Below are 25,783 nucleotides of genomic sequence, written 5' to 3' on the forward strand. Positions count from 1 at the left end.
GAACATAAATAATGTCGAATAAAAACATAGTCATCATCGGGGGAGGCCTGGCCGGTCTGATGGCGACAATCAAAGCAGCAGAAGAAGGAGTACACGTAGATTTGTTGTCACTTGTACCCGTGAAACGTTCCCACTCCGTCTGTGCCCAGGGTGGCATCAACGGAGCAGTGGATACGAAAGGGGAAGGGGATTCTCCATGGAAACACTTCGATGACACGGTGTACGGCGGAGACTTTCTTGCTAACCAGCCGCCTGTTAAAGCGATGTGTGATGCCGCGCCCGGAATCATTCACCTGCTTGATCGTATGGGGGTAATGTTCAACCGTACACCTGAAGGGCTGTTGGATTTCCGCCGTTTCGGAGGTACACAGCATCACCGTACAGCGTATGCAGGAGCTACGACCGGTCAGCAATTGCTTTATGCACTTGATGAGCAGGTTCGCAGACATGAAGTGAACGGTCTTGTTACAAAATACGAAGGTTGGGAATTCCTCTCGGCTATCATTGACGACAAAGGAATAAGCCGTGGAGCAGTCGCTCAGGACATCCACAGCCATGAAATCAGAGACTTTCCTGCTGATGCAATGATCCTGGCAACCGGGGGACCGGGGATTATTTTCGGAAAATCCACGAACTCTATCATCAATACCGGATCTGCTGCCGGTGCTTTATACCAGCAGGGAGTTAAATACGCAAATGGTGAGTTCATCCAGATCCACCCTACTGCTATTCCGGGCGATGACAAACTTCGTCTTATGAGTGAGTCGGCACGCGGGGAAGGCGGCCGCGTATGGACATACAAAGACGGGGAACCATGGTACTTCCTCGAAGAGAAGTATCCTGCTTACGGGAACCTCGTACCACGTGATATCGCGACCCGTGAAATATTCGACGTCTGTGTAAATCAGAAACTCGGTATAAACGGAGAAAACATGGTTTATCTGGATCTTTCTCATAAAGATGCCAAAGAGCTTGATGTTAAACTTGGCGGGATTATCGAGATTTACGAAAAATTCGTCGGTGAGGATCCTCGTAAAGTACCGATGAAAATATTCCCTGCTGTACACTATTCCATGGGCGGAATGTGGGTAGACATCAACCAGATGACGAACATCCCCGGTATTTTCGCAGCCGGAGAATGTGATTTTACGCAGCACGGCGGAAACCGTCTTGGCGCCAACTCTCTGCTATCTTCCATTTATGGAGGAATGGTAGCCGGTCCGAGTGCAGTAAGATATTCCGAAGGTCTTGATGAACATGTGGAAGATATGGATAGAGAAGTGTTCGATAAACACCTTCAGACAGAGCAGGATCGTTTCGAGGAAATTATGAAAATGGATGGAGATGAGAACGCCTACCAGATTCATAAAGAACTCGGGGAATGGATGACAGACTACGTGACTGTGGTCCGGGACAACGAAAACCTTCTGAAAACGGACGAAAAGATCAAAGAACTGATGGAACGTTATAAACGTATCAATATCAACGATACGTCCCGTTGGAGTAACCAGGGAGCCATGTTCACCCGTCAGCTTGATAATATGCTGCAACTGGCAAGAGTGATCACCCTTGGAGCTTATAACCGAAACGAAAGCCGCGGTGCGCACTTCAAACCTGAATTTCCGGACCGTAACGACGAAGATTTCCTCAAGACTACAATCGCAACATATGATAAGGAAAACAACGAGCCGATCATCAGCTATGAAGAGGTGGACACGTCATTAATCGAACCGCGTAAGCGCGATTATTCCAAGAGTTAATAAGGAGGTCCTTCATCGTGAGTGAAGAGAAGAATATTACATTTGTCGTCACAAGACAGGATGAACCTGAAAGTGAACCGTACAAAGAAACATTTGTCGTCCCATACCGTCAAAATATGAACGTCATCTCAGGGTTGATGGAAATCAGAAGAAACCCTGTTAATGCAGACGGAGAAGCTACTACTCCGATATTCTGGGAAATGGGTTGTCTGGAAGAAGTATGTGGTGCCTGTTCCATGATTATCAACGGAGAGCCGAGACAGTCCTGTACGGCACTCGTAGATCAGCTGGAACAGCCTATCCATCTCGAACCTATGAATACATTCCCGGTCACCCGTGACCTTGCCGTCGATCGTAGCCGCATGTTCGACTCTCTGAAGAAAGTCAAAGCATGGGTACCTATTGACGGAACATACGATCTTGGCCCGGGACCGCGGATTGCCGAAACAAAACGTCAGTGGGCGTATGAACTTTCCAAGTGTATGAGTTGCGGTGTATGCCTGGAAGCCTGCCCGAACGTGAACAGTAAGTCCGATTTCATCGGTCCTGCTGCTCTATCTCAGGTTCGCCTGTTCAATTCCCATCCTACCGGGGAGATGCACAAGAGTGAGCGTCTCCAGTCCATTATGGATGAAGAAGGTATCATGGGCTGCGGGAACGCGCAGAACTGCGTAGAGGTTTGTCCTAAGGGAATTCCTTTGACTACGTCACTGGCTGCCCTTTATCGTGACACGGCAGTCGAATCGTTCAAAAGCTTTTTCGGAAGCGATAAATAATTTTTTACTGGAGGCTGTGTCCGAAGTGGACACAGCCTTTCTATTTTATTAAGATACTGGAAGGGAGGGGTCGGTGTGTGTAAACGGTGGATGTATTATATATTGGGTCTTGTGCTTTTGCTTGGTGTCACGTTGATGGTTTCCTCTATTTCCGGGGAATTGTATACTCTACCTGAAGAAAGGACAGGGGCGAAGCTCATTCTTTATTCGGCTGTGCCTTCGTCTTATTACTATGTCTTTTTCTTTGTAATCATTCCATCACTGTATTTCGTGACTACAGTAATGATCAGTGCATTCATTCATCGCCGTATCGCCGATACTTTTTCCATACGGCTGTTGATAGCTTTTCTTCTGACACTGGCGCTTGGTTACGTCAGCGCAGGCGGAGCAGTACAGGGACTCGCTTTCAGTACGTTGGTGAACTCCTCGGCATTTATCAGTGCCCCGGTTATATTCATACATTTTCTGTACAGGTACTTTGCAGAGATAAAAGTTTATTTTTTCACTAAAAGGATTTACCAGACAGGTTACGTGGTGCTTTCCGGATCGCTTATGATGGATGTTTACCGGTTTTTGAGCAGAGAGTCTCCTTTCTGGATAGACCAGATCCAGTATTTCGTACTTCTGACTTTTTATATATTCATCTTTATCGTAGTCTGCAGAGGAGCTTTCCGACTTCGGACTTCATCCTACCGGTCTTTCTTCAAGTACATAAGTTTCGGGGTGTCTCTTTCGTTCGCACCCTACCTGATTTTTTATCTCGTTCCTAAATTATTTACAGGTGTACCGATAATCGGAATCGAAATAGCTGTGTTTTTCCTTATAGCGCTCCCGATAACGTTTCTTTACTTATTATCGAAACAGAAGTTGATCGATATTAACTTTATTATCCGCAGGTTGAGGCATCACGCTTTTCTTTCTCTGCTGCCGAGTTTTCTTATAGCTATTATGGCAAATCTGATTGTAGACTGGACGTTTTCCCTTGAACCCTTTCTGCAGCTTTTGTTCGCAGGAGTAGTGGTGCTTACACTTATTATGACGTTTGCAGAGGTTATGGACTTCCGGATGCAGAGCGGACTGTTTTCCGACAGAGGTAATTTTCAGGAAAGTCTGCATAAGCTGATGAAGAATTTCAAAGATCAATACAGCGTAGGTGACTTGATGAATGAAGTGTGCCATGAGATTACGAAAACGCTGAAATTAACTTATACCAACGCATACTCCTATCACACGAAAGACGGCATGTTCTGTGTGAATGAGCCGATTCCTGAAAACCTGCTCCGGCATCTGAAAAACAGCATGCATAATAGAAAACTTACAGTAGGAGAAATAGTGGAGACGAGGAGAGGATTCGGTTTCGTAATAGCTGAGTCCCTTAACAAAGTAACCGTCATCTATAGTACGGGGAAACAGGATTTCACTTCTCTTAACCGGGAAGAAAGGAAATATCTTCAAATCATTTCCATGAACGCGAATATAGCCATTGAAAACATGAGTCACATCGAAGAATTGATGAAGCAGCTGCAGAAAGTGAAGAGTAAGAATACCGACCAGTACCCGGCCTGGCTGTCGAGGCTCCTTTTTCAAATAGCCGAGGATCAGCGGGAACAGCTGTCCATCGATATTCATGATACCGTGTTGCAGGAATTGCTATACCTGTATCGTCGTATGGATGAACTACATACAAACAGGGAGGAACTGCCGCTTACTTTGCGCACCGAGCTTTCCGTATATAAAGAACAATTGCTCGACAGTATACATCTGACCAGGGAGACGTGCAGTGAACTACGGCCGACCTTTTTGAAAGAAATCGGGCTCATACAGTCTCTGGACAGTCTCATTCAGCAATATCAGTTGCGTTCGAATTTCACCGTTTATTTTTGTGCAGAAGATTTTCATTCCGAACTCGATCAGGAGATGATCCTTACTACATATCGTATCGTACAGGAGCTGCTGGCGAATGCTGTGAAGCACAGTGAAGCGAAGCATGTACATCTTTATTTAGCCGGAAATGAAGAAGAGGTTACGTTGCGTTATGAAGATGATGGGGTGGGGATGGAAAATAAATACGAATGGAATGCCTTCACTCACATAGGACTATCCGGTATAGAACATCGGGTGAATGGACTCAGAGGATCTCTTCACATCAATACAGCTGAATACGAAGGTTTCAGAATGGAAGTTGGTTTTCCGCTGAAAGAGAAGGAGTGTAAAGAATGACGAACGTTTTGATCGTCGATGATCATCCTGCAGTAGGGATGGGAACGAAAGCCATGATCGAACAGAACAGTGAAATGAATGTGGACGTAGTGGAAAACCCCGGGGAAGTCGAGAATCTCGTTTTAAACAATGATTACGACGTTCTGCTGCTTGATTTATATATGCCGGGGATGAACGGTATTGAATTATCGAAACGTGTAAAACAGAAACGGCCCGATGTAACTGCCATCATCTATACAGGGTTCGACCTGAGTACACATTTTAATATGCTCGTAGAAGCGGAAGTGGAAGGGTTCGTCAGTAAAACGGCTTCGCAGGAACAACTGCTGACGGCTATAAGATGCGCTATGAGGGATGAGGTAGTGATTCCTCTTCATCTGTTCAGACAGCTGCGCCGTACGGAGGCGAGCGTGTCGCCGGTACGCATAAACAGAACGAAAGAAGAAGAAGCCCTTTTCCTTAATGAGAAGGAACAGTCGATTTTAAAAGAAGTATCCAACGGGTTCACGAATAAAACTATTGCGCAAAACCTTCACATGTCTCAGAGGAGTGTGGAATATACACTTACGGGAATTTTCAACAAGCTGGACGTGCGTTCCCGTACGGAGGCGCTTTATAAAGCTCAGGAACTCGGGCTGATCTCCAAAGCAAAATAATCCGTTCGCATTTCCCGTGGAGACTGCCGGTGTTTTTACTATTTGGGCAGGGGGGATGATACCTTTTGTCTTGATATTTTCACAGGAACCTTAGAGAATAGATAACATAGACTTTTGATTTTGTCAGGAGGAACCCACGTGTCCGATCAAATGATAGAAGATATGGAATTTTATTTGCGTTACGTAGCGGGAGGCGTAAAAGATAAGGGTAGAGAAATTCTGGAAAATTACGAAATAACTCCTCCTCAGTTCGTGGCGCTTCAGTGGGTTTCGGATGAGATGGGGATTACTATCGGAACTATATCCAGTAAAATGCATCTGGCCCACAGTACTACAACTGATATGATCGATCGTCTGGAAAAGCTCGGGGTCGTAGAACGAAAAAAAGATGAAACCGACCGAAGAGTGGTACGTGTGTACATATTGCCGGAAGGTGAGAAAGTCATACGGGAAGTGATTGATAAACGAAGAGCCTATCTCAAAGATTTGTTTCATGAAGTGGATGAAGAAGAACTGAAGGAGTTTCGCACCCTTATGAAGCATGTATATGAAAAAATGAGTAAATTGACAAATTAAAGTGAAAAGAAGAGGGATCAGCATGGATCGACCAATTGGAGTTATCGACTCGGGAGTCGGTGGAATGACGGTAGTAAAAGAGCTTATGAGACAGTTGCCTAAGGAGTCCATCTATTACATAGGTGATACGAAACGCTGTCCATACGGCCCGCGACCGGCAGAGGAAGTCCGTACGTTCACATGGGAAATGGTGGAACATCTGAAAAGATATGAAATCAAAATGCTCGTAGTCGCCTGTAATACGGCTACTGCTTTTACGCTGGAGGAACTTCGGGAAAAGCTCTCCATTCCGGTGCTTGGTGTAATTGAGCCGGGCGCCAGAGCAGCTATTTCGACGAGTGAGAATAAAAGAATCGGAGTCATCGGAACGGAAGGAACGATCAACAGTGAATCCTACCCGCAGGCCCTGAAAGCGATCGATGCTTCCATCCGGGTGAACAGTCAGGCCTGTCCCGCCCTGGTGCCCCTGGTCGAACGCGGCGTGCTGGCAGGATATGAAGCCCATGCTATCGTCCGGACGGAACTTCAGCCTTTGAAAAACAAAAATGGTATCGACACTCTCATACTCGGCTGCACCCATTATCCTTTGATTAAAGGGGTGATCCAGCAGGAAATAGGAGGAGCCGTAAAAGTAATCAGCTCCGGAGAAGAGACGGCTCGTGAAGCCAGCCTCATTCTCTCTTATAATGATCTTTTGGTGCAGAGTGAACAGGAACCATCGTACCGGTTTTACACGACAGGGGATTTCGAAAAGTTCAAAATGATCGCAACGGAATGGTTTGAAGGACCGCTTGATACATTTGAAGTGATTGAACTTGACCCGGTTTCCGTTTATTGAACATAATAATTGGTGGGCCACTTTCAAAGTGGCTCTTTGTTTGAATGAGAAGCTGTCCCTTTTGTGTTATGATTGGCAGGAAATAACGGTAACCCGAGGAGGAATTTTTATGCGTGCAGATGAAAGGAAAGTCAAAGACTTACGAGCTATTAAAATAGAAACGGACTATATCAAACATCCGGAAGGTTCCGTACTTATTGAATTCGGTGATACGAAAGTGATCTGTAATGCAAGCATCGAAGACAGAGTACCCCCGTTCCTGAGAGGTCAGGGTAAGGGATGGATTACCGCCGAGTACGCGATGCTTCCCCGCGCTACACAAACCCGTAACATACGTGAATCTTCGAAAGGGAAGGTATCCGGCCGGACGATGGAAATCCAAAGACTGATAGGAAGATCCCTGCGTTCGGTGATTGATTTGGGAGCGATCGGGGAAAGAACGATATGGGTGGACTGTGATGTCATTCAGGCGGATGGCGGCACGAGAACCGCGTCCATTACCGGTGCATACATTGCTGTTGTACACGCGTTGGGAACGCTTCTGGAAAAAGGGAAAATCAAGGAATTGCCTGTACAGGACTATTTGGCGGCGATATCTGTAGGCGTACTGGACGGCGAAGAAATCGTAGATCTCTGTTATGAGGAAGACAGCAATGCTGAAGTTGATATGAACGTTGTTATGACAGGTGATGGAGAGTTTGTTGAAATTCAGGGGACGGGCGAGGAAGCTACGTTTTCCATGAAACAGCTGACTACGATGCTTGAGTTGGCTTCAGAAGCCGTATCGGAACTGATGCTTCGTCAGAAAGAAGCCATCGGCACGTGGGCGAGTGCTATCGAAAACTACAAAGAAAGGGAGGAGGACGGACAGTGAAAGAAGTGATTATAGCTACATCCAACCAGGGGAAAGTAAAAGAGTTTGAGCAGATGTTTTCCGAATATGAAATTTCGGTGAAATCGCTGAAGGACTTCGAAGAACAGATAGACGTGGAAGAAACCGGAAAAACATTCGAAGAGAATGCCCTTTTAAAAGCGGAAACGATTTCCGAGCGATGGAATGTACCGGTCATCGCCGATGATTCGGGTCTTCAGGTCGATATTCTGGATGGCAGACCGGGCATCTACTCTGCGAGGTACGCCGGAGAGGATAAAAATGATAAGAAGAACTCCGAAAAGCTGCTGAAAGAACTTGGAGAGACGACGGTCAAAGACAGGACGGCGCGTTTTGTCTGTGTCATTGCAGTAGCAGTACCCGGAGAAGAATCTTTCACGAAACGTGGTACGTGTGAAGGGGCTATTGCTCTTCAACCGAGAGGTGAACACGGTTTCGGCTACGATCCTATTTTCATACCGGAGGGGTACAAGAAAACGATGGCCCAGCTGACTGCCGAAGAGAAGAACAACATAAGTCACCGTCACCATGCTCTTTTGAAAATTGAAGAGTGGCTGAAGGAGAAAGGGGACTAATTCATGCCGAAAGCTTTAATAATCAGCGACAGTCACGGACTCACCGAAGAACTGCAGGAAGTGAAGGATCGCCACTCACAGGAAGTGGATGCTTTTATCCACTGTGGAGATTCCGAACTTGCGACGGATGCTTCGGAGCTTGAAGGTTTTCATTACGCAAAAGGAAATTGTGACTTCGAAGAGGATATGGAAAATGAACAGATTGTAGACGTCAAAGGAGTCCGGTTTCTCGTCGCTCACGGGCATCTGCTTCAGGTGAAACAGTCTCTGATGCCTATATATTACAGAGCCGAGGAAGCAGGGGCCGATGTTGCCTGTTTCGGACATTCTCATACGATAGGTGCGGAGAAGGTGGGAGACAAACTGATCATGAATCCGGGAAGTTCCCGGCTGCCGAGAGACCGTAGTGAACCGACGTATGCGATTATTGAGTGGGAAGACGGCTCGAAAGAAATGACGGTTACGTATTATCATATGGACGGGAATAAACTGGAAGATTTAGAAGTGCAATTTGACTTGAGTAGCAGGAATTAATTTTTTTCCTGCTACCATTGACTTTTTACTGTGAAACAAGTATACTTTTTCATGTCGTCGCAATACATATAACAATTTCATAAACGCGGGTGTAGTTTAGTGGTAAAACCTCAGCCTTCCAAGCTGATGATGGGAGTTCGATTCTCCTCACCCGCTCCATTGTCCCAGTAGCTCAGCTGGATAGAGCAACAGCCTTCTAAGCTGTGGGTCGCAGGTTCGAATCCTGCCTGGGACACTAACTAAAAAAACGCTGTATTCCTTACCATACAAGGGATGCAGCGTTTTTCGTTACTACTTAATGTATATAAGATTTCCCCTCAAAAAGGGGTAGTGGGAGAGAAATGGGAGAGGATTTTATTTATAAGTGTTTTCTTTCCCAAAAAAGACATCGAAATGTTCAGCTGCAACGGTATCTGCTTCCTGGATATGATGGCCGTAAATATCCATCGTTGTCCCGATTTTTTTATGTCGGACCCGACTGCTGATAACTTTAGGTTGGACGTTTTGCTGAATCAAATAAGTCACGGAGAAGTGACGGAGATCGTGGAAGCGAACTCCCTCGATATTATTCTTTTTTCTGAATCTAGCCCACCACTGGCTAATAGAATCAGGGCGGTAGGGTTTTCCGGTTTCATTTGAAAACAAGAAAACTCTTTGCGGATCCCACCAGGTATCTCTTATTTGTAGATAAGCCCGTTTCTTTTCGTGTTTAAGTTTTTTAATCATATCCATCAGTCCCTTAGGGATAGCAACAACACCTTCGACTCCATTCTTGATTTCTTTGATTTGGAATGTTCCACCTTTCAACTGGGAGACGGATTGTTCAAATCGAATAGCACATTCCTCCTCAAGAATATGTTTCTCTTCTAGTCCTACCAATTCGCCTTCACGACATCCGCAGACAAATGTAACCCAAAACATCACTTGTTTTTCGTATGACTCTAATTCTATTGCTTTCACAAGTGTCTCTACCACTTCTGTATTATAGTTAGTTTTGCTTTTTCGCTGTACTTTAGGAAGTTTTACGTTTTCAGCTGGGTTATCTTTGATAACGCCCAACTCCTTTGCGGTCTTCAGGAGGCTGTTGAGGGCCTTGAAATTATTCCGAATAGTAGAGGCTGATAAGGTATCTTCTCTTCCATTTTGACGTGTCTGTGGCTCTTGGAGCTCAGTGATGAAAGTAACGCAGTGGATAGGTTTGATATCTGTAATTTTCATGTGACCGAATCTCGGTAAAATTTTATCATGTATAATTCCTACGTATTCATTTTTTGTTCGCTCGCTCAAGTTTCTATTCGCATGCAACTGTAACCATTGATGGTAGAAATCACTGAGCCTGGTATGATCGGGTTTTGTGTAATCTCCAGCCAGTACCTCAGCTTCAAACGAGACCAGCTTCCTTTTGGCTTCCGTAGCATTCTTAGCTTTTACAGATATTCGCTCCATAACTGCTTTGCCTTTGTCATTGTATCCTGTAACTACATTGAGTCTGAATGAGTTTTTCCCGCGTTTTTCGATATATCCCATAGTTCATTCCTCCTTATAGTAACTTTGGATAATAAAAAAGGGTGTGACGGTACAAAATGTGAGATTATAAGTCATTTGTAATAATTGAATACCAAAATTCATTAAAATTATCTTTAATTGTACCGGTCTATCTATGAGAACCCCTTCACCCGATTATCGATCTGGATTAGCCTCTTTTCAGCTGCACTCACCGGAACATTGAATATACTGGCTACCACTTTTTTAGCTGCTGGAATATCATTAGGCAGGCGTATCTTTTTCATTAAGTAAGTAGGCATACAAAAGTGAAGGGCGAAATTTTCTGCCTGGGCCTCTTGAAGTGCTATAAAATCCATCGGTAAAAATAGTTGGTTGCCAGCGTGTCTTTGTATATGACATAGTTCGTGAGCGAAGGCGAACCATAGCTCAGCAGGTGGTAGATTAATATTCAAATACATTGTGGTCCCTTCGAAGTGAGTTCCGGTATCAGAAAAAATGAGATCTATCCCTAAGCGAGGAGCAATGATGAAGATATCTAATTGGGAGGGATGGATAATTTCGAGATTATTCAGCAGTTTATCTACTGCATCTTCTAAGTGAGTTGTAGTGTAATTCATATTATGTACCTCCATGTTAGAACGTATGTTCGTGTTAAGTGTAAAACAAAAAGCGTGCAAATGCACGCCTTTTTACAAATATTTAAAATTATAAACTTTCACAAACAAGGCCGTCACCTTCACCGTCTAATCTATGAGGGTCAGAAGCGGGACCACCAGCTGCTTCAAAGAAAGCTTGTGCTATAGCTTGGGAGCTAAAGTCTCCACAATCCCTATCTGGCCCAGATGGATCGTAAGGTAAGTTGCCAGTTCCTGAATTAGAGTTATTTGATTCAGGTTGCTCAGGTTCAGGCTCTGGTTCAGGCTCTGGTTCAGGGGCAGGTTCTGGTTCTTCTTGTTCCATTACAAAACCTTCATCGGTTACATAGTTTTCTTTGCTCCATATGCGTAGGTTTTCACTTCTAGCTTGTGATTCAGCTGCTTTCAGCTCTTCAGCATGAGTGTAGGGGGGGTCGTACACGTAAGCGTACCTTGCGTAACCTTGGCGTAGAAGCATTTTATTAAAAGATTCACCATCTACTGACACGTAAGCAAGTAAACGATCGTAGGTGCCTCTTTTAGGACCATCGAACTCTAAAGTAACTTCTTTTCCAGAAAGTATTTTTTTAGCAAATGCTGAAGCTTCTGGTCCATAATCTTGAACAGGTTTAGTTGGGTGTTTAGTTTCCGGAGTATCAACTAAAAGAAGTCTTACTGAATCTTGTTTCCCATCAATAGAGACTTCTAAAGTATCTCCATCTACTACTCTCGTGACAGTAGCTTTTTGCTTGTTGGGATCTGAACTTACTTCGGAACTTTTATCTTTGGAAGGTGAAGAAGATTCAGAAGTTTCTTTAGCGCTTTCATTTATACTATTATTTTCTTCTTGTTGTTTATCTTTACTACTTGAACTACTATCTTGAGCGGCTTTATTGGAATCTGAGGACTTTTCCTGTGAAGAATTGTTCTTTTCCTCATTTTCTTTATCCTCGTTTTCTTTCGAATCTATGGATTTTTTAGTAGAAGAGTTATTTTCGTTTTCTTTCTCTTCATTACTCGAGGTGCTTTCTTCGCCAGAGTCTTTTGAATCTGAGGGTTCTTTATTAGAAGAATTATTGTCAGAATTCTTACTTGTGTTTGTATCATCGGAACTAGATTTCTCTTCAGTTAATTGTTCATCTTGTGTCGCTGTATTTACACTTTCATCTTCAAGAGGTAATATACTAATAAATATTGAGGTTCCTATTAATAAAAAAGTTGCTACTTTTCTATTTGGTATGGGTATCAATTTGAATAAAAATAAGTGGCCTCTAAACAACGCAATAATAGCTCCAATAAATAGAACTGACAATATAAAGAATAAAAAATCGACCATTATTTTTCCTCCCTTTAATTATTAAGTATTTTTTCTTTTTCCATTTGGAATTCTTTGTCTGTAAGAACACCTTTTTCTTTGAGTTCTCCTAATTTTTCTAGCTGTGTATACTTGTTCTCGGTGTAAGTCATAGGAGTAGAAGGGAGGTGGTTGTTGGACTGAGGTTTAGGTGTTTTCCTTGATGTATCGTTAATTTTATCTTTTACAATAGAGATGAAATAATCTAATTCTCTACCGTTAGTGATTTTCTCAAAATTTTTTTCGGAAGAATTATAAACAATATATACATCACTTGTAGTAAATTTTTCAGTTCTAATATAAATTCCTTCCATTTTTTCATATTCGAATTGATCTACAGATTGTTCGGTACTACCAGCCATTATGAATAGTAAACGATTGCTAGTAGCAATTAGAATTCCTTTTCGTTTCTTAGTTTTGTTGTGTTCTGCGGGTATAGCATAAAGTACCGTTTCTTCCTTGTAGAGAAGAGAGCTTTTTGCATATTGAAAAGAGGCGGTATTTAAATCAACTGCTGTTTTTTCATTAAAAGTGGGATTAGTACCATACCAATACTCAATTTCTTTTTGTCTTATTTCTTTTTTCTCTTTTTTTATTTCTTTTTTCTCTGCTCCTTTACTTTCCGCCTCCTCTGAAGCTTTTTTCCAAGAATTTTTCACTTTGTGCAATACGCTCGACTTTTCATTTTTCTCTTCAGTGGTTTCAATAGGTTTTGACCTTGACATGGTAGTATTTGAATTTTGAGGCTCAATAGCCTCCCCTTCAATGTACTTCGGAAACGTTTCTAAGAAGTGACTCGTCTTTTTATCATTGTTGAGCTTGAAAGAAACTTCTGAATCCTCATATGAAAACGTTAGAAGTAAATAGGAGGCTTTTTTATTTGTAATTACATTTTTAATAGTTGAATTCTCATAAATATCATAAACATCGCCCTTAAATACTGTTTGCTTTGTTGTAATTAAACGTGAATCCGTTAGGGTCAAAAGTTCATTTTTTTGTGATATACATGAAGACAGAAGTTGTTCATCCTCCTCAAGTAAAATAGCTAACTGTTTTACGGAATCGGAGATCATTACGAGGTTTATTTTGCCCAAGGGTTTTAATTGCTCTTTAACATGATCAACGTTTTGCATAACTCATCACCTATCCTTTATCAAGATAACTTAACTCCTTCTTTTTTCATCTAAATCATACATATTCCACCAACTGTATATAAAATAAATACACGTCTTTCGACGTGTTACTTATTTTCCTTGTTTCTCTCTTGGGCTCGATGCAATACATACTCGAAATGCTTCTTCACATCCTCAATATCCTCACGAGAAAGTTGTTTCCATTTCTCTATGTCATAAAAGCCCAGGTCCATGTCCTGCATGTTGTTCTCTATCATAAACTGTTTGAGTTCTTCCAATGGATCAAAGTTTTCATCTTCGTTCTGGTTAGGATCATCTGAGCGACCTAGGAGGTAGTCAGCGGTGACATCATACTTGTCAGCTAATTTATTTATCATATCAATGGAAGGTTCGTTTCTTCCTTGTTCGTAATATCCATAGCCACTTTCTGAAATACCCAAGAACTCTCCTATTTGTTTTTGACTATATTTATTTTGTTTTCTTAATAACTTTAGTCGTTCGCTTACTGTAGCCATGCCATCACCCTTTTCTTAACTATATGATACAACACATAGTTGGGTATTTTAATAAAAACAATAAAATGTTGTATTATTTATTGACAACAACAAATTGTTGGGTTATTCTAGATACAACAAAACGTTGGGAGGTGGGCGAATTGAAAAGAGATAAGCTAATCCAATATAGAAAGAAAAAGAACTGGTCTCAAAAACGAGTCGTACAAGAACTTCGGGAAAAACACAGTATTAAGATAACTGATAGTTACTATGGGATGATAGAACAGGGTGTTCGTAATCCTAGCCTGAAATTAGCTGTAGCCATAGCAAAAATATTCAAGGTTAGGCCTGAGAATATTTTTTTAAGCACTAACACAACAAAAAGTTGTGAAAAAGGCCCAGAACAAGCTATCTAAGGAGGTGATCAAAATGGAACGAGTGACAATGACAGCTCAGGAGACTGCTGAATACTTGGGTGTTTGCACCGAGACCATCTACATCATGTGTCGACGTAAAGAATTACCTTATCTGAAAATCGGCCGTCGCATATTCTTCAAGAAAGACATGATTGATGAATGGATGATGAAACAAAGCACGAATCAACTGGTTGATGATCAGGTGATTTAGCTTGTTTATAGAATAACACTTAAATGCGAAAGCTCAGGTACTGAAATTGGTACAAGCCTAAGGAGGAGATAAAGATGAAAAGCAAAAGCGGAAGAAAATTAAAAGAGTTACGGACGGAGAGAGGGCAGTCTCAGGAGCAATTGTCCTTGGATACGTTCTTATCCCGTGAAAGCATCAGCAAGTTTGAGACCGGAGAGCGAAGAATTCAGCCGGAGCTCACGAACCATTACATCAAGCAGCACAACGATCCCATGCTTGCGCTTCATGCAGTGTCAGAATACATGGGGTGGCACATTGATCCTCTCGACGGACCGGCGGCAGATACACACCGCACATCGATACACATGAAACTCCAGGAAGAAATGCAAGAGGCAGCGGAAGCGCTGGAACAATGCAGTATCACGATGAATCCCGATTACATTGCGTCTTACGAACGGGAGAATATCAAGAATGCAGCGATGGAAGTTGCAGATAACATCCATGCATCTATCCTGTATCTAGCAGAGATCTGCAAGTCTTATGACATTAGCTGGAGTGAGGTCTGGGACGATCACCAGCGAAAATTGCAATCAAGGGGGTACGTCAAATCATGAATATTAACAAGCAGTTTTTACCGGAAGACCTTACAGTAGCAACAAAGGAATTCAGATGTGCCTGGGACTTACTGGAGAAGATGGGGCAGGAAATCACGCAGAACGATTACGAGGGTGCTGTTGCAGCAGCGGAAGGATTTATCCGATCGACGCAGGAACTGGAAGCTATGAAAGAACGGAAGAAGCGTCACGATCATTACGAAAATTTGTTGAGTGAACTTAATCAGAAAGGTGTAAGCGCTGAACTCATTATCCGGCGCGGGAGTGAATATTATGGCGAATCATAAAAAAGCACACATTGTTTGCTGGTTGCTCTCTTACGTTTTTCTCTATGTCGCTATGGCTTATGGCACATAAAAACAGCCACTCATTGGCGGATGAGCGACTGTAGAGGGGGTAATGATATCTAATTACAAGTACGATTATACCACTGCGGGCGCAAGCCTGCAATCCTGGGCAGGAGCCATCCTGCTTGGGACAGTAAGCTTGCATCTATCACTCAGCTGCGGAGACTCCTTAGAGATACCGCATATGTCCTCGTTTCTGCGGCTGACGGGAAGGAGTGAAATCAAATGAATCATCCAGTGGTGGAGAAGTTAGAACGTGAAGGTCTGCCAGAAGCAGAGGTCTACGGTGTAGACGGCCTGGGCAATGAAGTTTATGTCGGTGATGAAATCTACGTCATAGATGACGAGTATTTTCTTAAAGAAACGCTGACAGCTGAAAGTCAGGAGCTTTTGCAGACATTGAAGGCATCCGAAGAAGTTGCCCAATAAAAAAACTCACGCAGCAACGTGAGTCGTTAAGAAAAGATCTTTAACAACATTATATCAGAAATCACGAGGAGGTCCAATATGGGCGTTAAAGCACAAGTCATGCAAAGCACCTCAGATATGGAACATCAGGAGTGGCTGGAGTCACGAAAAAAAGGTATTGGCGGATCGGACGCTGCTTCCATTGCCGGATTTAACAAGTGGAAAAGCCCGGTAGTCGTCTACATGGAAAAGGTGGGAGAAGTGGATTCGGAATCTTCCAATGCGGAGGCGTCCTACTGGGGGAACGTGATGGAAGATACCGTTGCAAAGGAGTTTGTTCAACGGACGGGAATGAGGGTGCGCAAACGCAATGCCGTCCTTCAACATCCAGAACGCGAATGGATGCTCGCAAATGTGGATCGTCTCATCGTTGGAAAGAATGAAGGGCTCGAATGCAAGACAGCTAGTGAATACTTGAAAGACGAATGGACAGGGGAAGAAACACCGATGGCTTACTTGCTCCAATGTCAGCACTACATGGCTGTAACAGGCGCAGATGCTTGGTGGATTGCCGTACTTATCGGTGGAAATAAATTTGTTTATAAAAAAATAGAGCGCGATGAAGAGCTCATTGCAAACCTTATTGACCTGGAAAAAGAGTTCTGGGAAGAACACGTACTAAAACAGGAGCCCCCGGAAATGGATGGATCGGACGCATCTGCAGCTTTGTTAAAAAGCATGTACCCAGAGTCAGATCCGGAAAGTGAAACGGAACTCGACCAAGAGGAAGATAAACTGCTCGAAGCGCTGGAGCAAATCAAAGAAGAAGAGAAAGAGCTGAAAGAACGCAAGCAAAAATATGAGAATCAGCTCAAAGAAAAACTTAAAACGTTTGAGAAAGGCTTGTCCCCCCGTTATGTCGTGACCTACAGAAGTCAGGAGCGCCGGACGGTGGACTCAAAACGACTGAAAGCAGAAGCACCGGAACTGTTTGAAAAGTATTCCAAAGTAAGCACATCCCGACCGTTAAAAATCAAGGAGGCTAACTAATGGCTACAAATAACACAGCAAAAAACCAACTATCTCAACGGAAAAATAACGCTCCATCCAACAATGGCGGAGGCACGAACGCCAACACGATTCAGGCTTATCTCAAAAAGATGGGCCCGGAATTTGAAAGAGCGTTACCGAAGCACATGGACGCGGATCGTTTAGGCCGCATTGCACTCACAACTATCCGGCAGAATCCGAAGTTGCTCGAAGCGTCTATCCCGTCTCTTATGGGGGCAGTCATGCAGGCAGCGCAGTTAGGATTGGAGCCCGGTCTTATGGGTCACTGCTACCTCGTACCGTTCTACAACGGCAAGATGAAAGAGACGGACGTACAGTTCATCATCGGTTATAAAGGCATGATTGACCTTGCCAGACGTTCTGGCCACATCGAAAGTATTTATGCTCATGCGGTCTATGAGAATGATGAGTTTGAATACGAGCTTGGGTTACATCCAAAACTGGTGCACAAACCGGCTTTTGAAAATCGTGAAGATATGGCCTTTGTATATGCGGTCGCTCATTTCAAAGACGGGGGTTATCAGTTTGAAGTATTCAGCAAGAACGATATCGACCTGGTGAAACAACGCTCTAAAGCAGGAAGTAACGGCCCGTGGAAAACAGATTACGAAGAAATGGCGAAAAAGACGGTCATTCGCCGGATATTCAAATACCTTCCAATCAGCGTTGAAATTCAGAACCACGCTGCTCAAGATGAGACGGTCCGAAAAGATGTCACCGAAGAAGCCCATTCCATTCACAATGAGGATTACATTCAGGTAGAAGCAACTGAACCGGATGAAGAGGAAGGCTCAGAACAATCGAACAATGAGCAGGTAGATGAAAATCTCCAGAAAGAAGCAGAAGGCCTGTTTGACAAAGCATGATAGAGGTAGCTATTCCACATGCCTTTATCAGTCTCAGTAAAGATAGTCATGAGCCAGGGCGACTCTTTAAAAAGTATGTGGCGGGTTATGTCCGCCACTCCTACCCTGGCTATCAATTGAAGCGTATAGAGAAGATGACAGCAATCATTGAACGACGGCAGTAATAAAAGGGGGTGAAGGAAATGGCCAACCCACAGGTAGAAGAAGGCTATGTAAAAATCGCGAACGAATTGTTAGATGAAATCCCGAAATATAAGTTCAATGGAACGCAATTCAAGCTCATCATGATTGTTTGGAGATACACCTACGGATTTAACAGAAAGAGTCACAGTCTTTCGCTGTCCTTCATCTCCAAGCTGGCCGGAATTGATAAATCGTCAGTGAAAAAACAGTTGAACCAACTGATTGATAGCAACGTTCTGTATGTGGCAAAAGAAGCTACGTTCAATCAGCCGAGAGCAATTGGCTTTAATAAGAATTTTGAAGAGTGGTCTATTGAGAAAAATGGCTCTAAACCACCACAGGGTGAAGAAAGTACACTGGGGGTCAATAACCCTACTCCACAGGGGGCGGATTTACCCTCTCTACAGGGGGGCAATTACACCCCCAAGAAATACAATATTAAAAACAAATATAAAGACAGTAATACTACTACAAGCGCGCACAAGATTAAAAACGAATCTGATGTCGGGACGCCGGAAACCGTGACGAACGAAATAGCATCAGGAAAACTCGTTAAGGCTTATCTAGATTTTAATCAAAAAATGAATCCGAACGCTAAGGATTATGAAGCGGCGAAAGAAATCATTGGCTACGGTGTGCCAGTCGATGATGCGATTCAGTATTTGAAAGAGTGCATTGATTTGTTCAATCAAAATCGCAAGCATCGACGGCAAAAAATAAATGGGTTGAACTACTGTGTCGGTTTCATTCTCGATAAACACTATGAACAAAAGGAGGAAGCTAAAGATGCAAAGCATCCAGGAAGCACTCAAAAACCCCGAACTTCAAAAACGTATCGCTCAGGCAAAGGAGCTAGCGCAGCAGAACTCGAACGACGACGAGCCCAAGCAGAACAAGCCTTCGGATACAGCTGAATGTCCGGACTGTGATGGTACGGGGGCTATCCTTTACAAAAAAGAGGTCACACGTGCAGACGGAAATGTTGAACTCCGAGATTTCTTTAAGCCATGCAGCTGCGCAGAACAAAAGAAATTGGAACGGCGCTTTCAGAACGCTCTGATTCCGGAAGAGTTCGAGGAAGCAGGTTTTAAGCAGTACGAGCGTCAAACGGAAGTTCAGAAAACATTGTTTAATGCTACGTTGCAGTACATGGAAAACATTGACGGTATTTTGAAGGACAAGCCGAAAGTGAATAGCTTAGGTTTTATTGCTGTCTATGGAGAACGTGAAATAAGGAATATGGATCCAGCTGATAGATATAGTTTCAAGCAAGCCCACAACAACTTCGGGTTAGGTAAGACACATCTTCAAATGGCCCTGGCAAGATACATCATTGAAAAGATCCGTGTACGTGATGAGCTGTCTGATGGCACGCTATCCAAGCATGATCGAGGATGCCGAGTCCTTTGCGTATCAGACGTGGAGTTTATGGAAGACTTGATTCAAGCGAAGATGTCGAACGATGAAGGCAAGAAGCTCCAAGATTTAATTCAGGGTGCTTGTACGACGGACGTCCTTGTATGGGATGACCTCGGAAAATCGAAATGGTCTGAATCCAAAGAAGGCATGTACTACCAAATTATCAATGAGCGATGGAGACATAAACGACCAATTATCTTCAGTTCTAATGAAGCCAAAGGAACTTTGAGCGACAAGATAGGTTACGCAGCTTCAAGCCGTTTGTTTGGCATGACTGGAAAAGAAAACTTATATGAGGTAGAAGGACAAGATAATCGACTGAAGGAGGAAAAATAACATGTGTGAGAACTGCCGAGGAACGGGACGGACGTATGATTACGATAATGTAAGCACTCATATTACACCTTGCCCGAACGAGGAATGCCGGGCGGAAGCAAGAAGGCAATCCAGGAAGCATATCGACCACATCAAACAGTATTTCGGCATGGGAGTGTCGGCATGACGACGCAGTTAATCATTGTCATCGGCATATGGATTGTCTCTTTGATTATTTTAGTCGCAGTGAAGACAGGAGAGTGAGAAGCATGACCACATCAATACATGAAACGTTCAACAACATTGCCAGAGACTTTTATAACCTCCTATCGAACGTAAGAAAAGGCATGATAAACAAACTGGAAAGCTGGAGCATTGCTTCTGAAATCAACAAGAAAAAGGGACGACTTTTGCACATTGAAAATACCCTCCTGCCCGTAACGAAGAAAAGCGTTCGACGCAAGAAGCTATTACAGGAACAGAAACAATTACGGGCATCTATCCAGGACTTGCGGGCTGATTATCACCATCTGCGTAATCAAACGAAACGGAACAAGCCGATTGATGCAGATGAGATTGATACGCCGATTATGAATTTGAAGGGGTGGCATCGTGATAAAAAATGACATGAAGCGAGTGGAAGAGATTGAACGCAAGCCTATATTCACGGTTGGTAAACAAGCGATAGATGATAAGGATGTGGCTTTCCTCATTCGCACTATTAAACAACAGCAGAAGCGCATTGAGAGTTATGGCGGAGCGCTCCAAGATATAAGTGATTGCAACCACATCAGGGATATATATGAAGCTGTAAATAGAGCCGACCAAGCATTGGAGGAATTGAAATGACCACGATTCCAAAAGAAATGACGCTTGAGGAAGCAATCGAACTAGCGCAACACCTGGCCGAAGAAAACAGGCGACTCCGATCCGTGGAGCATCTGAAAACTAAAAGGGATATTCCCACGGTCATCAGCTACGAAGGTAGAAGGTACGTGTACGATTCTAATAATTAAGAGGAGAGTAGCAAATGAACACGATAAGTAAACGAAACATCATACCGAAAACAGGGAAGAATCGCATACTGCTGGAAGAATACGAGTTTGGGATGCCGGGGAGTCAACTGGAACAGATCCACCGAGCATGGGAAACCGGCAGCGACCTGGAACAGATTGCTTTTGTTCAACGACGACCTGCGATGGAGATAGTCGTTGCTCTGCTGAACTTAGCAGACCGGCAGAAGCTTAAGCGACCCGTCGCAGCATTATTAAGGAGGTAATTCTATGTATGAACGTATTACTCCCGACGATTACAAACAAGCAGCTGAGAATGGAGTTTCTAGACCTACGTTAGAACGCAGGGTGTGGAGCTACCATTGGCCAAAACAGAAAGCTATTACCGAGCGAAAGAGAACGTATGGAAAGAAGAATCTGACGAACAGAGACCTACGTAAAAAGGTAGCGATTGATGAACTACACGCTTTCGGTGTTTCCGCAACGATGGCGGAAGAACTAGAACAATTGGAATTACGGGTAGCACTGGCACGGTTTGAAGGCATAGACGTGGAAGCTGATGCACAAAAATGGTTTTAAGGAGATGGAAAACATGAAGATGGATATAGCGAAATTACAAGAGATCCAGGGCGGGCTTGATCCTCATATTATCAAGCAGCACCCGGACATAGCAGAATTGGATAATAACGACTGGAAGTTTCTTGCGCTGCAGGTGGAACTCGGGGAGCTAGCGAACGAGACGCGTTGCTTCAAAGTATGGAGCAATAAACCTCCAAGTGAAAGAGAGGTTATTCGAGAGGAATATGTAGATGGCTATCACTTTATTCTAAGCCTCGGTAATGATTTGTATATCGACGCGGAAAAAATGACTCCGATGGACATTGAGTTTGAGGATGTTACCAGAGCGTTTTTGAAAATCTACGACTTAGCCACTGGCTTACAACGCAACGTGAGGAATGACTACGGTAACAATCATAAATACCTTTGGAGAAAGTTATTCTTCTCTTACCTGGAACTCGGACGGATGCTCGGATTTACGGAAGATGAGATTGAAAAAGGCTATCTTGCAAAGAATGAAAAAAATCACAACAGACAGCTTTCAGGCTATTGAGGAGGTCAACTATGACTGAAAACTATATGGAATGTGGACGGTGCGGCAGGAAGCTGAAAGACAGCAAGAGCAAAGAGCGGGGCTACGGTCCTGTTTGCTGGGAAGTTGTTCAAAGGGAGCGAGAGGAAGAAGACCATGCCAAAACGCCGGAGTAAGTACGGAGCAAAGAAAATGAAACTGGACGGGCATACGTTCGACAGCAAACGGGAGGCTGATTATTACGCTCACCTAAAGCTCAGAAAGCGCGCAGGAGAAATCAAGGACTTCACCCTCCAGCCGAAGTTTACGCTCCAGGAGGGCTTCAAAAAGGACGGAAAAACGTTTCGTAAAATCAGTTATATTGCCGACTTCCGCATCGAGCATGTGGACGGAACCATCGAAAATGTAGACGTGAAAGGAATGGAGACGAAAGAGTTTTCCATCAAACGGAAGCTGTACGAACGATTATACGATGAAAAGCTATCTGTCATCACCTACAATCGACGGTTCGGCGGATGGATTGAATTGGATGACCTTAAAAAATTAAATAAGGGGTGAGTGGGTGAATACAGACGGGAAAGTGAAACTGCTAAAACATCAAGAACGGGCAATCTCCGAGGACATCTATAAATTAAGAAGAGATAGAAGAAAAGTGATCGAAGAACTGCAAAAGATATGTGAGCATAGCAGAGTTGAGGTATTAGAACCCGACCCATACCTGGAAGAGAACGAAACACAAATGAAGTGTCTGGACTGCTATGAATACCTCACCGGCAATGAGGAGGATGACCAATGATAGCGATACCTATCACATACATCATTATTGGTCTGGGTCTCAGCTTCCTGTCAAACGCCAGAGATGATTGGACGGCGCATATCGCATTAGCTTTCGCATGACCGGTATTCATCGCAGGAGCATTGCTTATTATCATCGGGATAGAAGGTTCAAAGTTTTGGAATAAAGCATTTGATTATATGAAGAAGAGGTGAGCGAAAATGGCGGTTAAGTCATACGCGAGAGGGCATTCTGTAATGTATGTTGATGGTCAGTGGGTCTATACAGACAACGGTGAACCGATCTCAAACAATGAAAGGGAATGTAGTTTCTGTGAATGCAAAACAACTACGGAAGGACATGACGGCTGTCTAGGTACGTTGCCTGGGGTGGTGAACGCTTGTTGCGGTCATGGTTTAACTGAAAGAGCGTACATTCAATTTGAAAACGGCATGGTTGATCGAGGTAAAAGTGCTTTGTTAACGATAAAAATTATGAAACAAACAAAAGCGCAAAACGAGGAAATTGATAAAAAGGAGTGAGCGTATGAACCAGGCAGAAATCGGAATTATGAAAGAGCGTATTCAGTATTTTAGCGACAAGAAAATCAATGATTTAACCAATAGTGAAATTGAAGAATTTCTCGCTATCCGAGAATACGTGAGGGAGAACCACATTAAACCCATCTGGGATGCGATAGGCGGAGCGATGAAAGGTTATAAAGAGAAGCTTGGCATTAATAAGTAAAGAGGAGGGATGAAATCATGAGTGATGCCGGACAATTTATCTTCGGTCGTATGAAAACGCTGGACGATGATATGACAGACATTGTGTTTGTAGATGGAGAAGCTTTTGTAATCAAGCGGGCGAACGAGGAAGATGTAAAAGAATGGAGTGGTGAGATTGAGTAACGAGTAATAAATAAAAACAGCCGAGAGCAGTGCCCTCGACCATTGTCCCTGTTCATTATTATATCATAGGGGGTCTGTTCAATGCGATTGAATAATGTTGATGCTAATATTGAAGACGGGAAACTTAACCTGGAAATGGATATGCCGGAAGGAAATTCCCCTTTCTGTGTTGTATACTGTAATGGAAAAGCAAAAATCACCACTTTGCCAGATCATGGGGAGACGAAAGTAATTACTCACCAGGGGAAGGTGAAGCGGGTGAAGTTTGATGAGGGGGAAGAGTTTTGACAAAGCAAGATTGGATCGATGTATTAAGTAATTTAGGAGAAAAGAGTACATTTGATTACATTTCATTAGGAGTGTCTATAGCTTCGCCCCTCCTTCTGCTATTTTCAGTAATAGTGAGTCTTAAAGCGGCTAAAGCTAGTAGAGACTCTGTAGAGTTGAGCAAAGAAATATTTGAGAAAACACAAAAAGCTGAAGAAATGAAATTATTGCCTTTATTTGAACTGAAGAGAAATCATGTTTTTTTAAATAAAGGTAAGCTTATAATGGAAAATCCGGACCCCGATAAAATTATGGGGATATATTTTCAGAATAAAAATTCCTCTCCAATTACTGATGTTAAGGCTGTAGCGTCAATAGAAGAGAAAGAAGAGGAAATAGAACATCTGATAAAAGCTAAGAATATTAATGAGATAAGCTATACTACCGATGGGGTAGTATTAAATGTACTTAAGGGGATCGAACTTAAAGAGTACAAAGTACAAATAGTGTACAGAATACAATCGAATAAAATGTACGAAACATCAATTGTGGTTTCTGTACAAGAAAATAATTATATATTTATCACTGAACAGCAACATACTGAACTTTAGTTTGCTTCTACTAGCCTACTGGAAGAACCAGATGCTTATTTTCGTTTTGAGAAAGGTATTATGTTAGAGGTGGACTGCATTAATTTCAATGAGAGGTGAGAGTTTTGAGTCCAATCCCTGTAGAAATAATTAAGCAACATAATGATTTTTTTGATTATGTATCTATTGAAGCAATACTAACAATAACCCTTGGAGGATTAGCTACATTAGGAGGGGCATATTTAGGTGCAAGAAAAGCTGGAGAGAGTTCACTAAAAGCTGTAGAAAAACAGATTTCACACGCAAGGGAAGAGAAAGAAAGCGAAGCTGAGTTGAAAAGAACAAAATATGAGGTTTTTTTGAAAAGTCAATTGAGAGTAATGAACCACAAATTAAAGAGCATTGATTTTCTCATGGGTTTGCATGAAAGTCATAATATCTATAATGTCGAACCACTAGAAGAAACAAAAAAAGATTTAACTAAGATAGAAGAGATACTTTCCAATATGCAAAACTGGGATCCAGATTGCGTATCTGTAGAAAATTTTAAGTTGATAGGAGAACTAAGGGATGAAATTCATGATATAGAAAGTAGTTATGAGGCTGTTCTTGCAACTGAAGAAGAAGAACATGAAGGTTCAGTGACAAAGGTGAGAGCTAAATCTCAAAAACTTGCAAAAAAGATAACACAAAAACACTTATAGTTCTACCAGGCCACTGGAGGACACGGATTGAGCGTTAACGCGCTTGGTTTGTGTCCTCTTTTTTATTGCAGAGGAGGAAATTATATTAAGAAAACATACAAAATACGATGGAAAGTCAGTCGTTTACGCAGAGATAAACGCACAGGCGTTTTACAACCGGTCAAACAAAGTGATTATGCCAAATACCTAGAGACGAGGTGCTTGCATGAACAAAAAGCAGATTGAGGACGCTCTACGCGACTATAACTGGATGCTCAATGAGATTAAAAGGCAACGTCACTTGCTCGAAGATGCCGGTACAGGGCTTACAGCCATGTACGGAGAAGAAGCGGCCATGCCGAAAGCGCAAGGAGAATCTAGCGATCCTGTGGCGAGAGAAGTCGTACGTCGGGATAAAAAGCACACGTGGATCAATCGTCTGGAGAAGAAGGTGTTATTCGTGCAGGAGCGCATGTCTATTATTGAGGATGAAAGAGAGAAGGCAGTCCTGGAGTGTTTGCTCGATGGGATGAGTATGAGGGCAATAGGAAATCATATGGGATTGTCCGAGAGGCACATCTTCCGTATTAAAAATAGCATTGTGAAGCAAATGGCAGAGATGTCATACTTGTCCGGTAAATTGCAGGTTAGATAATCCATTCTGTACAATGGAAGT

General features: G+C 42.9%; 40 protein-coding genes and 2 tRNA genes. 37 read left to right on the forward strand and 5 right to left on the reverse strand.

All coding sequences use genetic code 11. The features are described 5' to 3' along the window. The first annotated feature begins 11 nt into the window (after positions 1–11). The 11 genes from sdhA (at position 12) to BLU03_RS04085 (ending at position 9,062) form a co-directional block, all read left to right on the forward strand. The gene (gene sdhA / locus BLU03_RS04035) at positions 12–1,760 is read left to right on the forward strand and encodes a succinate dehydrogenase flavoprotein subunit (RefSeq protein ID WP_076569758.1); all 1,749 of its coding nucleotides are present in this window, start codon (positions 12–14) and stop codon (positions 1,758–1,760) included. A 17-nt stretch (positions 1,761–1,777) separates the two neighbouring features. Next, positions 1,778–2,536: a succinate dehydrogenase iron-sulfur subunit gene (gene sdhB, locus BLU03_RS04040; RefSeq protein ID WP_008588626.1), complete on the forward strand. Its 759-nt coding sequence runs from the start codon at positions 1,778–1,780 to the stop codon at positions 2,534–2,536. A 75-nt stretch (positions 2,537–2,611) separates the two neighbouring features. Continuing rightward, positions 2,612–4,756 (forward strand): ATP-binding protein, encoded by a 2,145-nt coding sequence (locus tag BLU03_RS04045; RefSeq protein WP_093105758.1) that lies wholly within the window; start codon positions 2,612–2,614, stop codon positions 4,754–4,756. Continuing rightward, entirely contained in the window at positions 4,753–5,412 is a 660-nt protein-coding gene (locus tag BLU03_RS04050) for a response regulator transcription factor (RefSeq protein WP_076569762.1), read from the forward strand. Before BLU03_RS04045 ends, BLU03_RS04050 begins: the two co-directional genes overlap by 4 nt. Before the next feature lie 150 nt (positions 5,413–5,562). Beyond that, positions 5,563–5,988 (forward strand): MarR family winged helix-turn-helix transcriptional regulator, encoded by a 426-nt coding sequence (locus tag BLU03_RS04055; protein WP_245698733.1) that lies wholly within the window; start codon positions 5,563–5,565, stop codon positions 5,986–5,988. A gap of 22 nt (positions 5,989–6,010) precedes the next feature. Continuing rightward, entirely contained in the window at positions 6,011–6,826 is an 816-nt protein-coding gene (gene racE, locus BLU03_RS04060) for a glutamate racemase (protein WP_093105764.1), read from the forward strand. A 109-nt stretch (positions 6,827–6,935) separates the two neighbouring features. After that, positions 6,936–7,700 (forward strand): ribonuclease PH, encoded by a 765-nt coding sequence (gene rph, locus BLU03_RS04065; protein WP_076569766.1) that lies wholly within the window; start codon positions 6,936–6,938, stop codon positions 7,698–7,700. After that, a complete protein-coding gene (locus tag BLU03_RS04070) occupies positions 7,697–8,293 on the forward strand; it encodes an XTP/dITP diphosphatase (protein WP_093105766.1) in 597 nt (198 codons plus the stop codon). Before rph ends, BLU03_RS04070 begins: the two co-directional genes overlap by 4 nt. A gap of 3 nt (positions 8,294–8,296) precedes the next feature. Further along, the gene (locus BLU03_RS04075; RefSeq protein WP_093105769.1) at positions 8,297–8,827 is read left to right on the forward strand and encodes a metallophosphoesterase family protein; all 531 of its coding nucleotides are present in this window, start codon (positions 8,297–8,299) and stop codon (positions 8,825–8,827) included. 85 nt (positions 8,828–8,912) lie between these two features. Further along, positions 8,913–8,986 (forward strand) — tRNA-Gly (locus BLU03_RS04080). 2 nt (positions 8,987–8,988) lie between these two features. Further along, positions 8,989–9,062: transfer RNA gene (locus BLU03_RS04085), tRNA-Arg, on the forward strand. A 119-nt stretch (positions 9,063–9,181) separates the two neighbouring features. On the opposite strand, the gene BLU03_RS04090 is transcribed toward BLU03_RS04085, so the two are convergent. The 5 genes from BLU03_RS04090 to BLU03_RS04110 form a co-directional block, all read right to left on the reverse strand. Next, the gene (locus tag BLU03_RS04090) at positions 9,182–10,354 is read right to left on the reverse strand and encodes a tyrosine-type recombinase/integrase (protein ID WP_093105771.1); all 1,173 of its coding nucleotides are present in this window, start codon (positions 10,352–10,354) and stop codon (positions 9,182–9,184) included. Between the two features lie 131 nt (positions 10,355–10,485). Continuing rightward, positions 10,486–10,950 (reverse strand): ImmA/IrrE family metallo-endopeptidase, encoded by a 465-nt coding sequence (locus tag BLU03_RS04095; protein ID WP_093105774.1) that lies wholly within the window; start codon positions 10,948–10,950, stop codon positions 10,486–10,488. Between the two features lie 88 nt (positions 10,951–11,038). Further along, the gene (locus tag BLU03_RS04100) at positions 11,039–12,304 is read right to left on the reverse strand and encodes a thermonuclease family protein (RefSeq protein WP_093105778.1); all 1,266 of its coding nucleotides are present in this window, start codon (positions 12,302–12,304) and stop codon (positions 11,039–11,041) included. Positions 12,305–12,318: 14 nt separating this feature from the next. After that, positions 12,319–13,455, reverse strand: coding sequence for an SHOCT domain-containing protein (locus BLU03_RS04105; protein ID WP_093105780.1), 1,137 nt, complete (start codon positions 13,453–13,455; stop codon positions 12,319–12,321). Between the two features lie 107 nt (positions 13,456–13,562). Beyond that, positions 13,563–13,970, reverse strand: a complete 408-nt coding sequence (locus tag BLU03_RS04110; RefSeq protein WP_093105783.1) for a helix-turn-helix domain-containing protein — start codon at positions 13,968–13,970, stop codon at positions 13,563–13,565. A gap of 140 nt (positions 13,971–14,110) precedes the next feature. Here BLU03_RS04110 and BLU03_RS04115 point away from each other — a divergent pair, with 140 nt between their 5' ends. The 26 genes from BLU03_RS04115 (at position 14,111) to BLU03_RS04215 (ending at position 25,762) form a co-directional block, all read left to right on the forward strand. Then, positions 14,111–14,365 (forward strand): helix-turn-helix transcriptional regulator, encoded by a 255-nt coding sequence (locus BLU03_RS04115; protein WP_176765397.1) that lies wholly within the window; start codon positions 14,111–14,113, stop codon positions 14,363–14,365. A gap of 13 nt (positions 14,366–14,378) precedes the next feature. After that, positions 14,379–14,576, forward strand: a complete 198-nt coding sequence (locus tag BLU03_RS04120; RefSeq protein ID WP_093105788.1) for a helix-turn-helix domain-containing protein — start codon at positions 14,379–14,381, stop codon at positions 14,574–14,576. 74 nt (positions 14,577–14,650) lie between these two features. Beyond that, a complete protein-coding gene (locus BLU03_RS04125) occupies positions 14,651–15,169 on the forward strand; it encodes a helix-turn-helix transcriptional regulator (RefSeq protein WP_093105790.1) in 519 nt (172 codons plus the stop codon). Then, complete coding sequence (locus BLU03_RS04130; RefSeq protein WP_093105793.1) at positions 15,166–15,456, forward strand: YqaH family protein; 291 nt, start codon at positions 15,166–15,168, stop codon at positions 15,454–15,456. The genes BLU03_RS04125 and BLU03_RS04130 overlap by 4 nt, the downstream gene beginning before the upstream one ends. 285 nt (positions 15,457–15,741) lie before the next feature. Next, complete coding sequence (locus BLU03_RS04135) at positions 15,742–15,945, forward strand: hypothetical protein (RefSeq protein WP_093105795.1); 204 nt, start codon at positions 15,742–15,744, stop codon at positions 15,943–15,945. A gap of 78 nt (positions 15,946–16,023) precedes the next feature. Further along, entirely contained in the window at positions 16,024–16,974 is a 951-nt protein-coding gene (locus tag BLU03_RS04140) for a YqaJ viral recombinase family nuclease (RefSeq protein ID WP_093105798.1), read from the forward strand. Next, positions 16,974–17,861, forward strand: a complete 888-nt coding sequence (gene recT, locus BLU03_RS04145; protein WP_093105800.1) for a recombination protein RecT — start codon at positions 16,974–16,976, stop codon at positions 17,859–17,861. The genes BLU03_RS04140 and recT overlap by 1 nt, the downstream gene beginning before the upstream one ends. A 182-nt stretch (positions 17,862–18,043) precedes the next feature. Next, positions 18,044–18,958, forward strand: coding sequence for a replication protein (locus BLU03_RS13755; RefSeq protein ID WP_093105803.1), 915 nt, complete (start codon positions 18,044–18,046; stop codon positions 18,956–18,958). After that, the gene (locus tag BLU03_RS04155; RefSeq protein WP_245698736.1) at positions 18,840–19,799 is read left to right on the forward strand and encodes a DnaA ATPase domain-containing protein; all 960 of its coding nucleotides are present in this window, start codon (positions 18,840–18,842) and stop codon (positions 19,797–19,799) included. Before BLU03_RS13755 ends, BLU03_RS04155 begins: the two co-directional genes overlap by 119 nt. Before the next feature lies 1 nt (position 19,800). Continuing rightward, entirely contained in the window at positions 19,801–19,965 is a 165-nt protein-coding gene (locus BLU03_RS13590) for a hypothetical protein (RefSeq protein ID WP_176765398.1), read from the forward strand. An 82-nt stretch (positions 19,966–20,047) separates the two neighbouring features. Beyond that, complete coding sequence (locus tag BLU03_RS04160) at positions 20,048–20,404, forward strand: hypothetical protein (RefSeq protein WP_093105808.1); 357 nt, start codon at positions 20,048–20,050, stop codon at positions 20,402–20,404. Next, complete coding sequence (locus BLU03_RS04165; protein ID WP_093105811.1) at positions 20,391–20,627, forward strand: hypothetical protein; 237 nt, start codon at positions 20,391–20,393, stop codon at positions 20,625–20,627. The genes BLU03_RS04160 and BLU03_RS04165 overlap by 14 nt, the downstream gene beginning before the upstream one ends. After that, complete coding sequence (locus BLU03_RS13595; RefSeq protein ID WP_176765399.1) at positions 20,624–20,794, forward strand: hypothetical protein; 171 nt, start codon at positions 20,624–20,626, stop codon at positions 20,792–20,794. Before BLU03_RS04165 ends, BLU03_RS13595 begins: the two co-directional genes overlap by 4 nt. Before the next feature lie 14 nt (positions 20,795–20,808). After that, positions 20,809–21,057: a hypothetical protein gene (locus BLU03_RS04170; protein WP_093105814.1), complete on the forward strand. Its 249-nt coding sequence runs from the start codon at positions 20,809–20,811 to the stop codon at positions 21,055–21,057. A gap of 4 nt (positions 21,058–21,061) precedes the next feature. Then, positions 21,062–21,370 carry a hypothetical protein gene (locus BLU03_RS04175; protein ID WP_093105817.1) on the forward strand — a complete coding sequence of 103 codons (309 nt, stop codon included), beginning with the start codon at positions 21,062–21,064 and terminating at the stop codon, positions 21,368–21,370. Between the two features lie 13 nt (positions 21,371–21,383). Next, positions 21,384–21,902: a dUTP diphosphatase gene (locus BLU03_RS04180; protein ID WP_322787565.1), complete on the forward strand. Its 519-nt coding sequence runs from the start codon at positions 21,384–21,386 to the stop codon at positions 21,900–21,902. Between the two features lie 11 nt (positions 21,903–21,913). After that, entirely contained in the window at positions 21,914–22,057 is a 144-nt protein-coding gene (locus BLU03_RS13600; RefSeq protein WP_176765400.1) for a DUF6011 domain-containing protein, read from the forward strand. After that, positions 22,038–22,439 carry a DUF1064 domain-containing protein gene (locus BLU03_RS04185; RefSeq protein ID WP_176765401.1) on the forward strand — a complete coding sequence of 134 codons (402 nt, stop codon included), beginning with the start codon at positions 22,038–22,040 and terminating at the stop codon, positions 22,437–22,439. The genes BLU03_RS13600 and BLU03_RS04185 overlap by 20 nt, the downstream gene beginning before the upstream one ends. 4 nt (positions 22,440–22,443) lie before the next feature. Further along, the gene (locus BLU03_RS13605; RefSeq protein ID WP_176765402.1) at positions 22,444–22,677 is read left to right on the forward strand and encodes a hypothetical protein; all 234 of its coding nucleotides are present in this window, start codon (positions 22,444–22,446) and stop codon (positions 22,675–22,677) included. 200 nt (positions 22,678–22,877) lie between these two features. Beyond that, a complete protein-coding gene (locus BLU03_RS04190; protein WP_176765403.1) occupies positions 22,878–23,198 on the forward strand; it encodes a hypothetical protein in 321 nt (106 codons plus the stop codon). A gap of 4 nt (positions 23,199–23,202) precedes the next feature. Next, a complete protein-coding gene (locus BLU03_RS04195; protein WP_093105820.1) occupies positions 23,203–23,403 on the forward strand; it encodes a hypothetical protein in 201 nt (66 codons plus the stop codon). A gap of 17 nt (positions 23,404–23,420) precedes the next feature. Next, the gene (locus tag BLU03_RS13610) at positions 23,421–23,567 is read left to right on the forward strand and encodes a hypothetical protein (protein WP_176765404.1); all 147 of its coding nucleotides are present in this window, start codon (positions 23,421–23,423) and stop codon (positions 23,565–23,567) included. Positions 23,568–23,648: 81 nt separating this feature from the next. Next, complete coding sequence (locus tag BLU03_RS04200) at positions 23,649–23,855, forward strand: XtrA/YqaO family protein (RefSeq protein WP_093105822.1); 207 nt, start codon at positions 23,649–23,651, stop codon at positions 23,853–23,855. After that, positions 23,852–24,445 (forward strand): hypothetical protein, encoded by a 594-nt coding sequence (locus BLU03_RS04205; RefSeq protein ID WP_008592646.1) that lies wholly within the window; start codon positions 23,852–23,854, stop codon positions 24,443–24,445. Before BLU03_RS04200 ends, BLU03_RS04205 begins: the two co-directional genes overlap by 4 nt. Before the next feature lie 104 nt (positions 24,446–24,549). Beyond that, complete coding sequence (locus BLU03_RS04210) at positions 24,550–25,128, forward strand: hypothetical protein (protein ID WP_093105826.1); 579 nt, start codon at positions 24,550–24,552, stop codon at positions 25,126–25,128. 205 nt (positions 25,129–25,333) lie between these two features. Further along, the gene (locus BLU03_RS04215) at positions 25,334–25,762 is read left to right on the forward strand and encodes a hypothetical protein (RefSeq protein WP_093105829.1); all 429 of its coding nucleotides are present in this window, start codon (positions 25,334–25,336) and stop codon (positions 25,760–25,762) included. The last annotated feature ends 21 nt before the right edge of the window (positions 25,763–25,783 follow it).

Origin of the sequence: Salimicrobium album (genome assembly GCF_900107115.1) — a bacterium.
In the GTDB taxonomy this organism is placed as follows: Bacteria; Bacillota; Bacilli; order Bacillales; family Halobacillaceae; genus Salimicrobium; species Salimicrobium album.

What these genes read in the sequence shown, in the direction of transcription:
- sdhA (WP_076569758.1), top strand. Translation starts at nt 12, where the DNA reads ATGTCGAATAAAAACATAGTCATCATCGGGGGAGGCCTGGCCGGTCTG.
- BLU03_RS04050 (WP_076569762.1), top strand. Translation starts at nt 4,753, where the DNA reads ATGACGAACGTTTTGATCGTCGATGATCATCCTGCAGTAGGGATGGGA.
- BLU03_RS04055 (WP_245698733.1), top strand. Translation starts at nt 5,563, where the DNA reads ATGATAGAAGATATGGAATTTTATTTGCGTTACGTAGCGGGAGGCGTA.
- racE (WP_093105764.1), top strand. Translation starts at nt 6,011, where the DNA reads ATGGATCGACCAATTGGAGTTATCGACTCGGGAGTCGGTGGAATGACG.
- rph (WP_076569766.1), top strand. Translation starts at nt 6,936, where the DNA reads ATGCGTGCAGATGAAAGGAAAGTCAAAGACTTACGAGCTATTAAAATA.
- BLU03_RS04075 (WP_093105769.1), top strand. Translation starts at nt 8,297, where the DNA reads ATGCCGAAAGCTTTAATAATCAGCGACAGTCACGGACTCACCGAAGAA.
- BLU03_RS04090 (WP_093105771.1), bottom strand. Translation starts at nt 10,354, where the DNA reads ATGGGATATATCGAAAAACGCGGGAAAAACTCATTCAGACTCAATGTA.
- BLU03_RS04095 (WP_093105774.1), bottom strand. Translation starts at nt 10,950, where the DNA reads ATGAATTACACTACAACTCACTTAGAAGATGCAGTAGATAAACTGCTG.
- BLU03_RS04100 (WP_093105778.1), bottom strand. Translation starts at nt 12,304, where the DNA reads ATGGTCGATTTTTTATTCTTTATATTGTCAGTTCTATTTATTGGAGCT.
- BLU03_RS04105 (WP_093105780.1), bottom strand. Translation starts at nt 13,455, where the DNA reads ATGCAAAACGTTGATCATGTTAAAGAGCAATTAAAACCCTTGGGCAAA.
- BLU03_RS04110 (WP_093105783.1), bottom strand. Translation starts at nt 13,970, where the DNA reads ATGGCTACAGTAAGCGAACGACTAAAGTTATTAAGAAAACAAAATAAA.
- BLU03_RS04120 (WP_093105788.1), top strand. Translation starts at nt 14,379, where the DNA reads ATGGAACGAGTGACAATGACAGCTCAGGAGACTGCTGAATACTTGGGT.
- BLU03_RS04125 (WP_093105790.1), top strand. Translation starts at nt 14,651, where the DNA reads ATGAAAAGCAAAAGCGGAAGAAAATTAAAAGAGTTACGGACGGAGAGA.
- BLU03_RS04130 (WP_093105793.1), top strand. Translation starts at nt 15,166, where the DNA reads ATGAATATTAACAAGCAGTTTTTACCGGAAGACCTTACAGTAGCAACA.
- BLU03_RS04135 (WP_093105795.1), top strand. Translation starts at nt 15,742, where the DNA reads ATGAATCATCCAGTGGTGGAGAAGTTAGAACGTGAAGGTCTGCCAGAA.
- BLU03_RS04140 (WP_093105798.1), top strand. Translation starts at nt 16,024, where the DNA reads ATGGGCGTTAAAGCACAAGTCATGCAAAGCACCTCAGATATGGAACAT.
- recT (WP_093105800.1), top strand. Translation starts at nt 16,974, where the DNA reads ATGGCTACAAATAACACAGCAAAAAACCAACTATCTCAACGGAAAAAT.
- BLU03_RS13755 (WP_093105803.1), top strand. Translation starts at nt 18,044, where the DNA reads ATGGCCAACCCACAGGTAGAAGAAGGCTATGTAAAAATCGCGAACGAA.
- BLU03_RS13590 (WP_176765398.1), top strand. Translation starts at nt 19,801, where the DNA reads ATGTGTGAGAACTGCCGAGGAACGGGACGGACGTATGATTACGATAAT.
- BLU03_RS04160 (WP_093105808.1), top strand. Translation starts at nt 20,048, where the DNA reads ATGACCACATCAATACATGAAACGTTCAACAACATTGCCAGAGACTTT.
- BLU03_RS13595 (WP_176765399.1), top strand. Translation starts at nt 20,624, where the DNA reads ATGACCACGATTCCAAAAGAAATGACGCTTGAGGAAGCAATCGAACTA.
- BLU03_RS04170 (WP_093105814.1), top strand. Translation starts at nt 20,809, where the DNA reads ATGAACACGATAAGTAAACGAAACATCATACCGAAAACAGGGAAGAAT.
- BLU03_RS04175 (WP_093105817.1), top strand. Translation starts at nt 21,062, where the DNA reads ATGTATGAACGTATTACTCCCGACGATTACAAACAAGCAGCTGAGAAT.
- BLU03_RS04180 (WP_322787565.1), top strand. Translation starts at nt 21,384, where the DNA reads ATGAAGATGGATATAGCGAAATTACAAGAGATCCAGGGCGGGCTTGAT.
- BLU03_RS13600 (WP_176765400.1), top strand. Translation starts at nt 21,914, where the DNA reads ATGACTGAAAACTATATGGAATGTGGACGGTGCGGCAGGAAGCTGAAA.
- BLU03_RS04185 (WP_176765401.1), top strand. Translation starts at nt 22,038, where the DNA reads ATGCCAAAACGCCGGAGTAAGTACGGAGCAAAGAAAATGAAACTGGAC.
- BLU03_RS04190 (WP_176765403.1), top strand. Translation starts at nt 22,878, where the DNA reads ATGGCGGTTAAGTCATACGCGAGAGGGCATTCTGTAATGTATGTTGAT.
- BLU03_RS04195 (WP_093105820.1), top strand. Translation starts at nt 23,203, where the DNA reads ATGAACCAGGCAGAAATCGGAATTATGAAAGAGCGTATTCAGTATTTT.
- BLU03_RS13610 (WP_176765404.1), top strand. Translation starts at nt 23,421, where the DNA reads ATGAGTGATGCCGGACAATTTATCTTCGGTCGTATGAAAACGCTGGAC.
- BLU03_RS04200 (WP_093105822.1), top strand. Translation starts at nt 23,649, where the DNA reads ATGCGATTGAATAATGTTGATGCTAATATTGAAGACGGGAAACTTAAC.
- BLU03_RS04215 (WP_093105829.1), top strand. Translation starts at nt 25,334, where the DNA reads ATGAACAAAAAGCAGATTGAGGACGCTCTACGCGACTATAACTGGATG.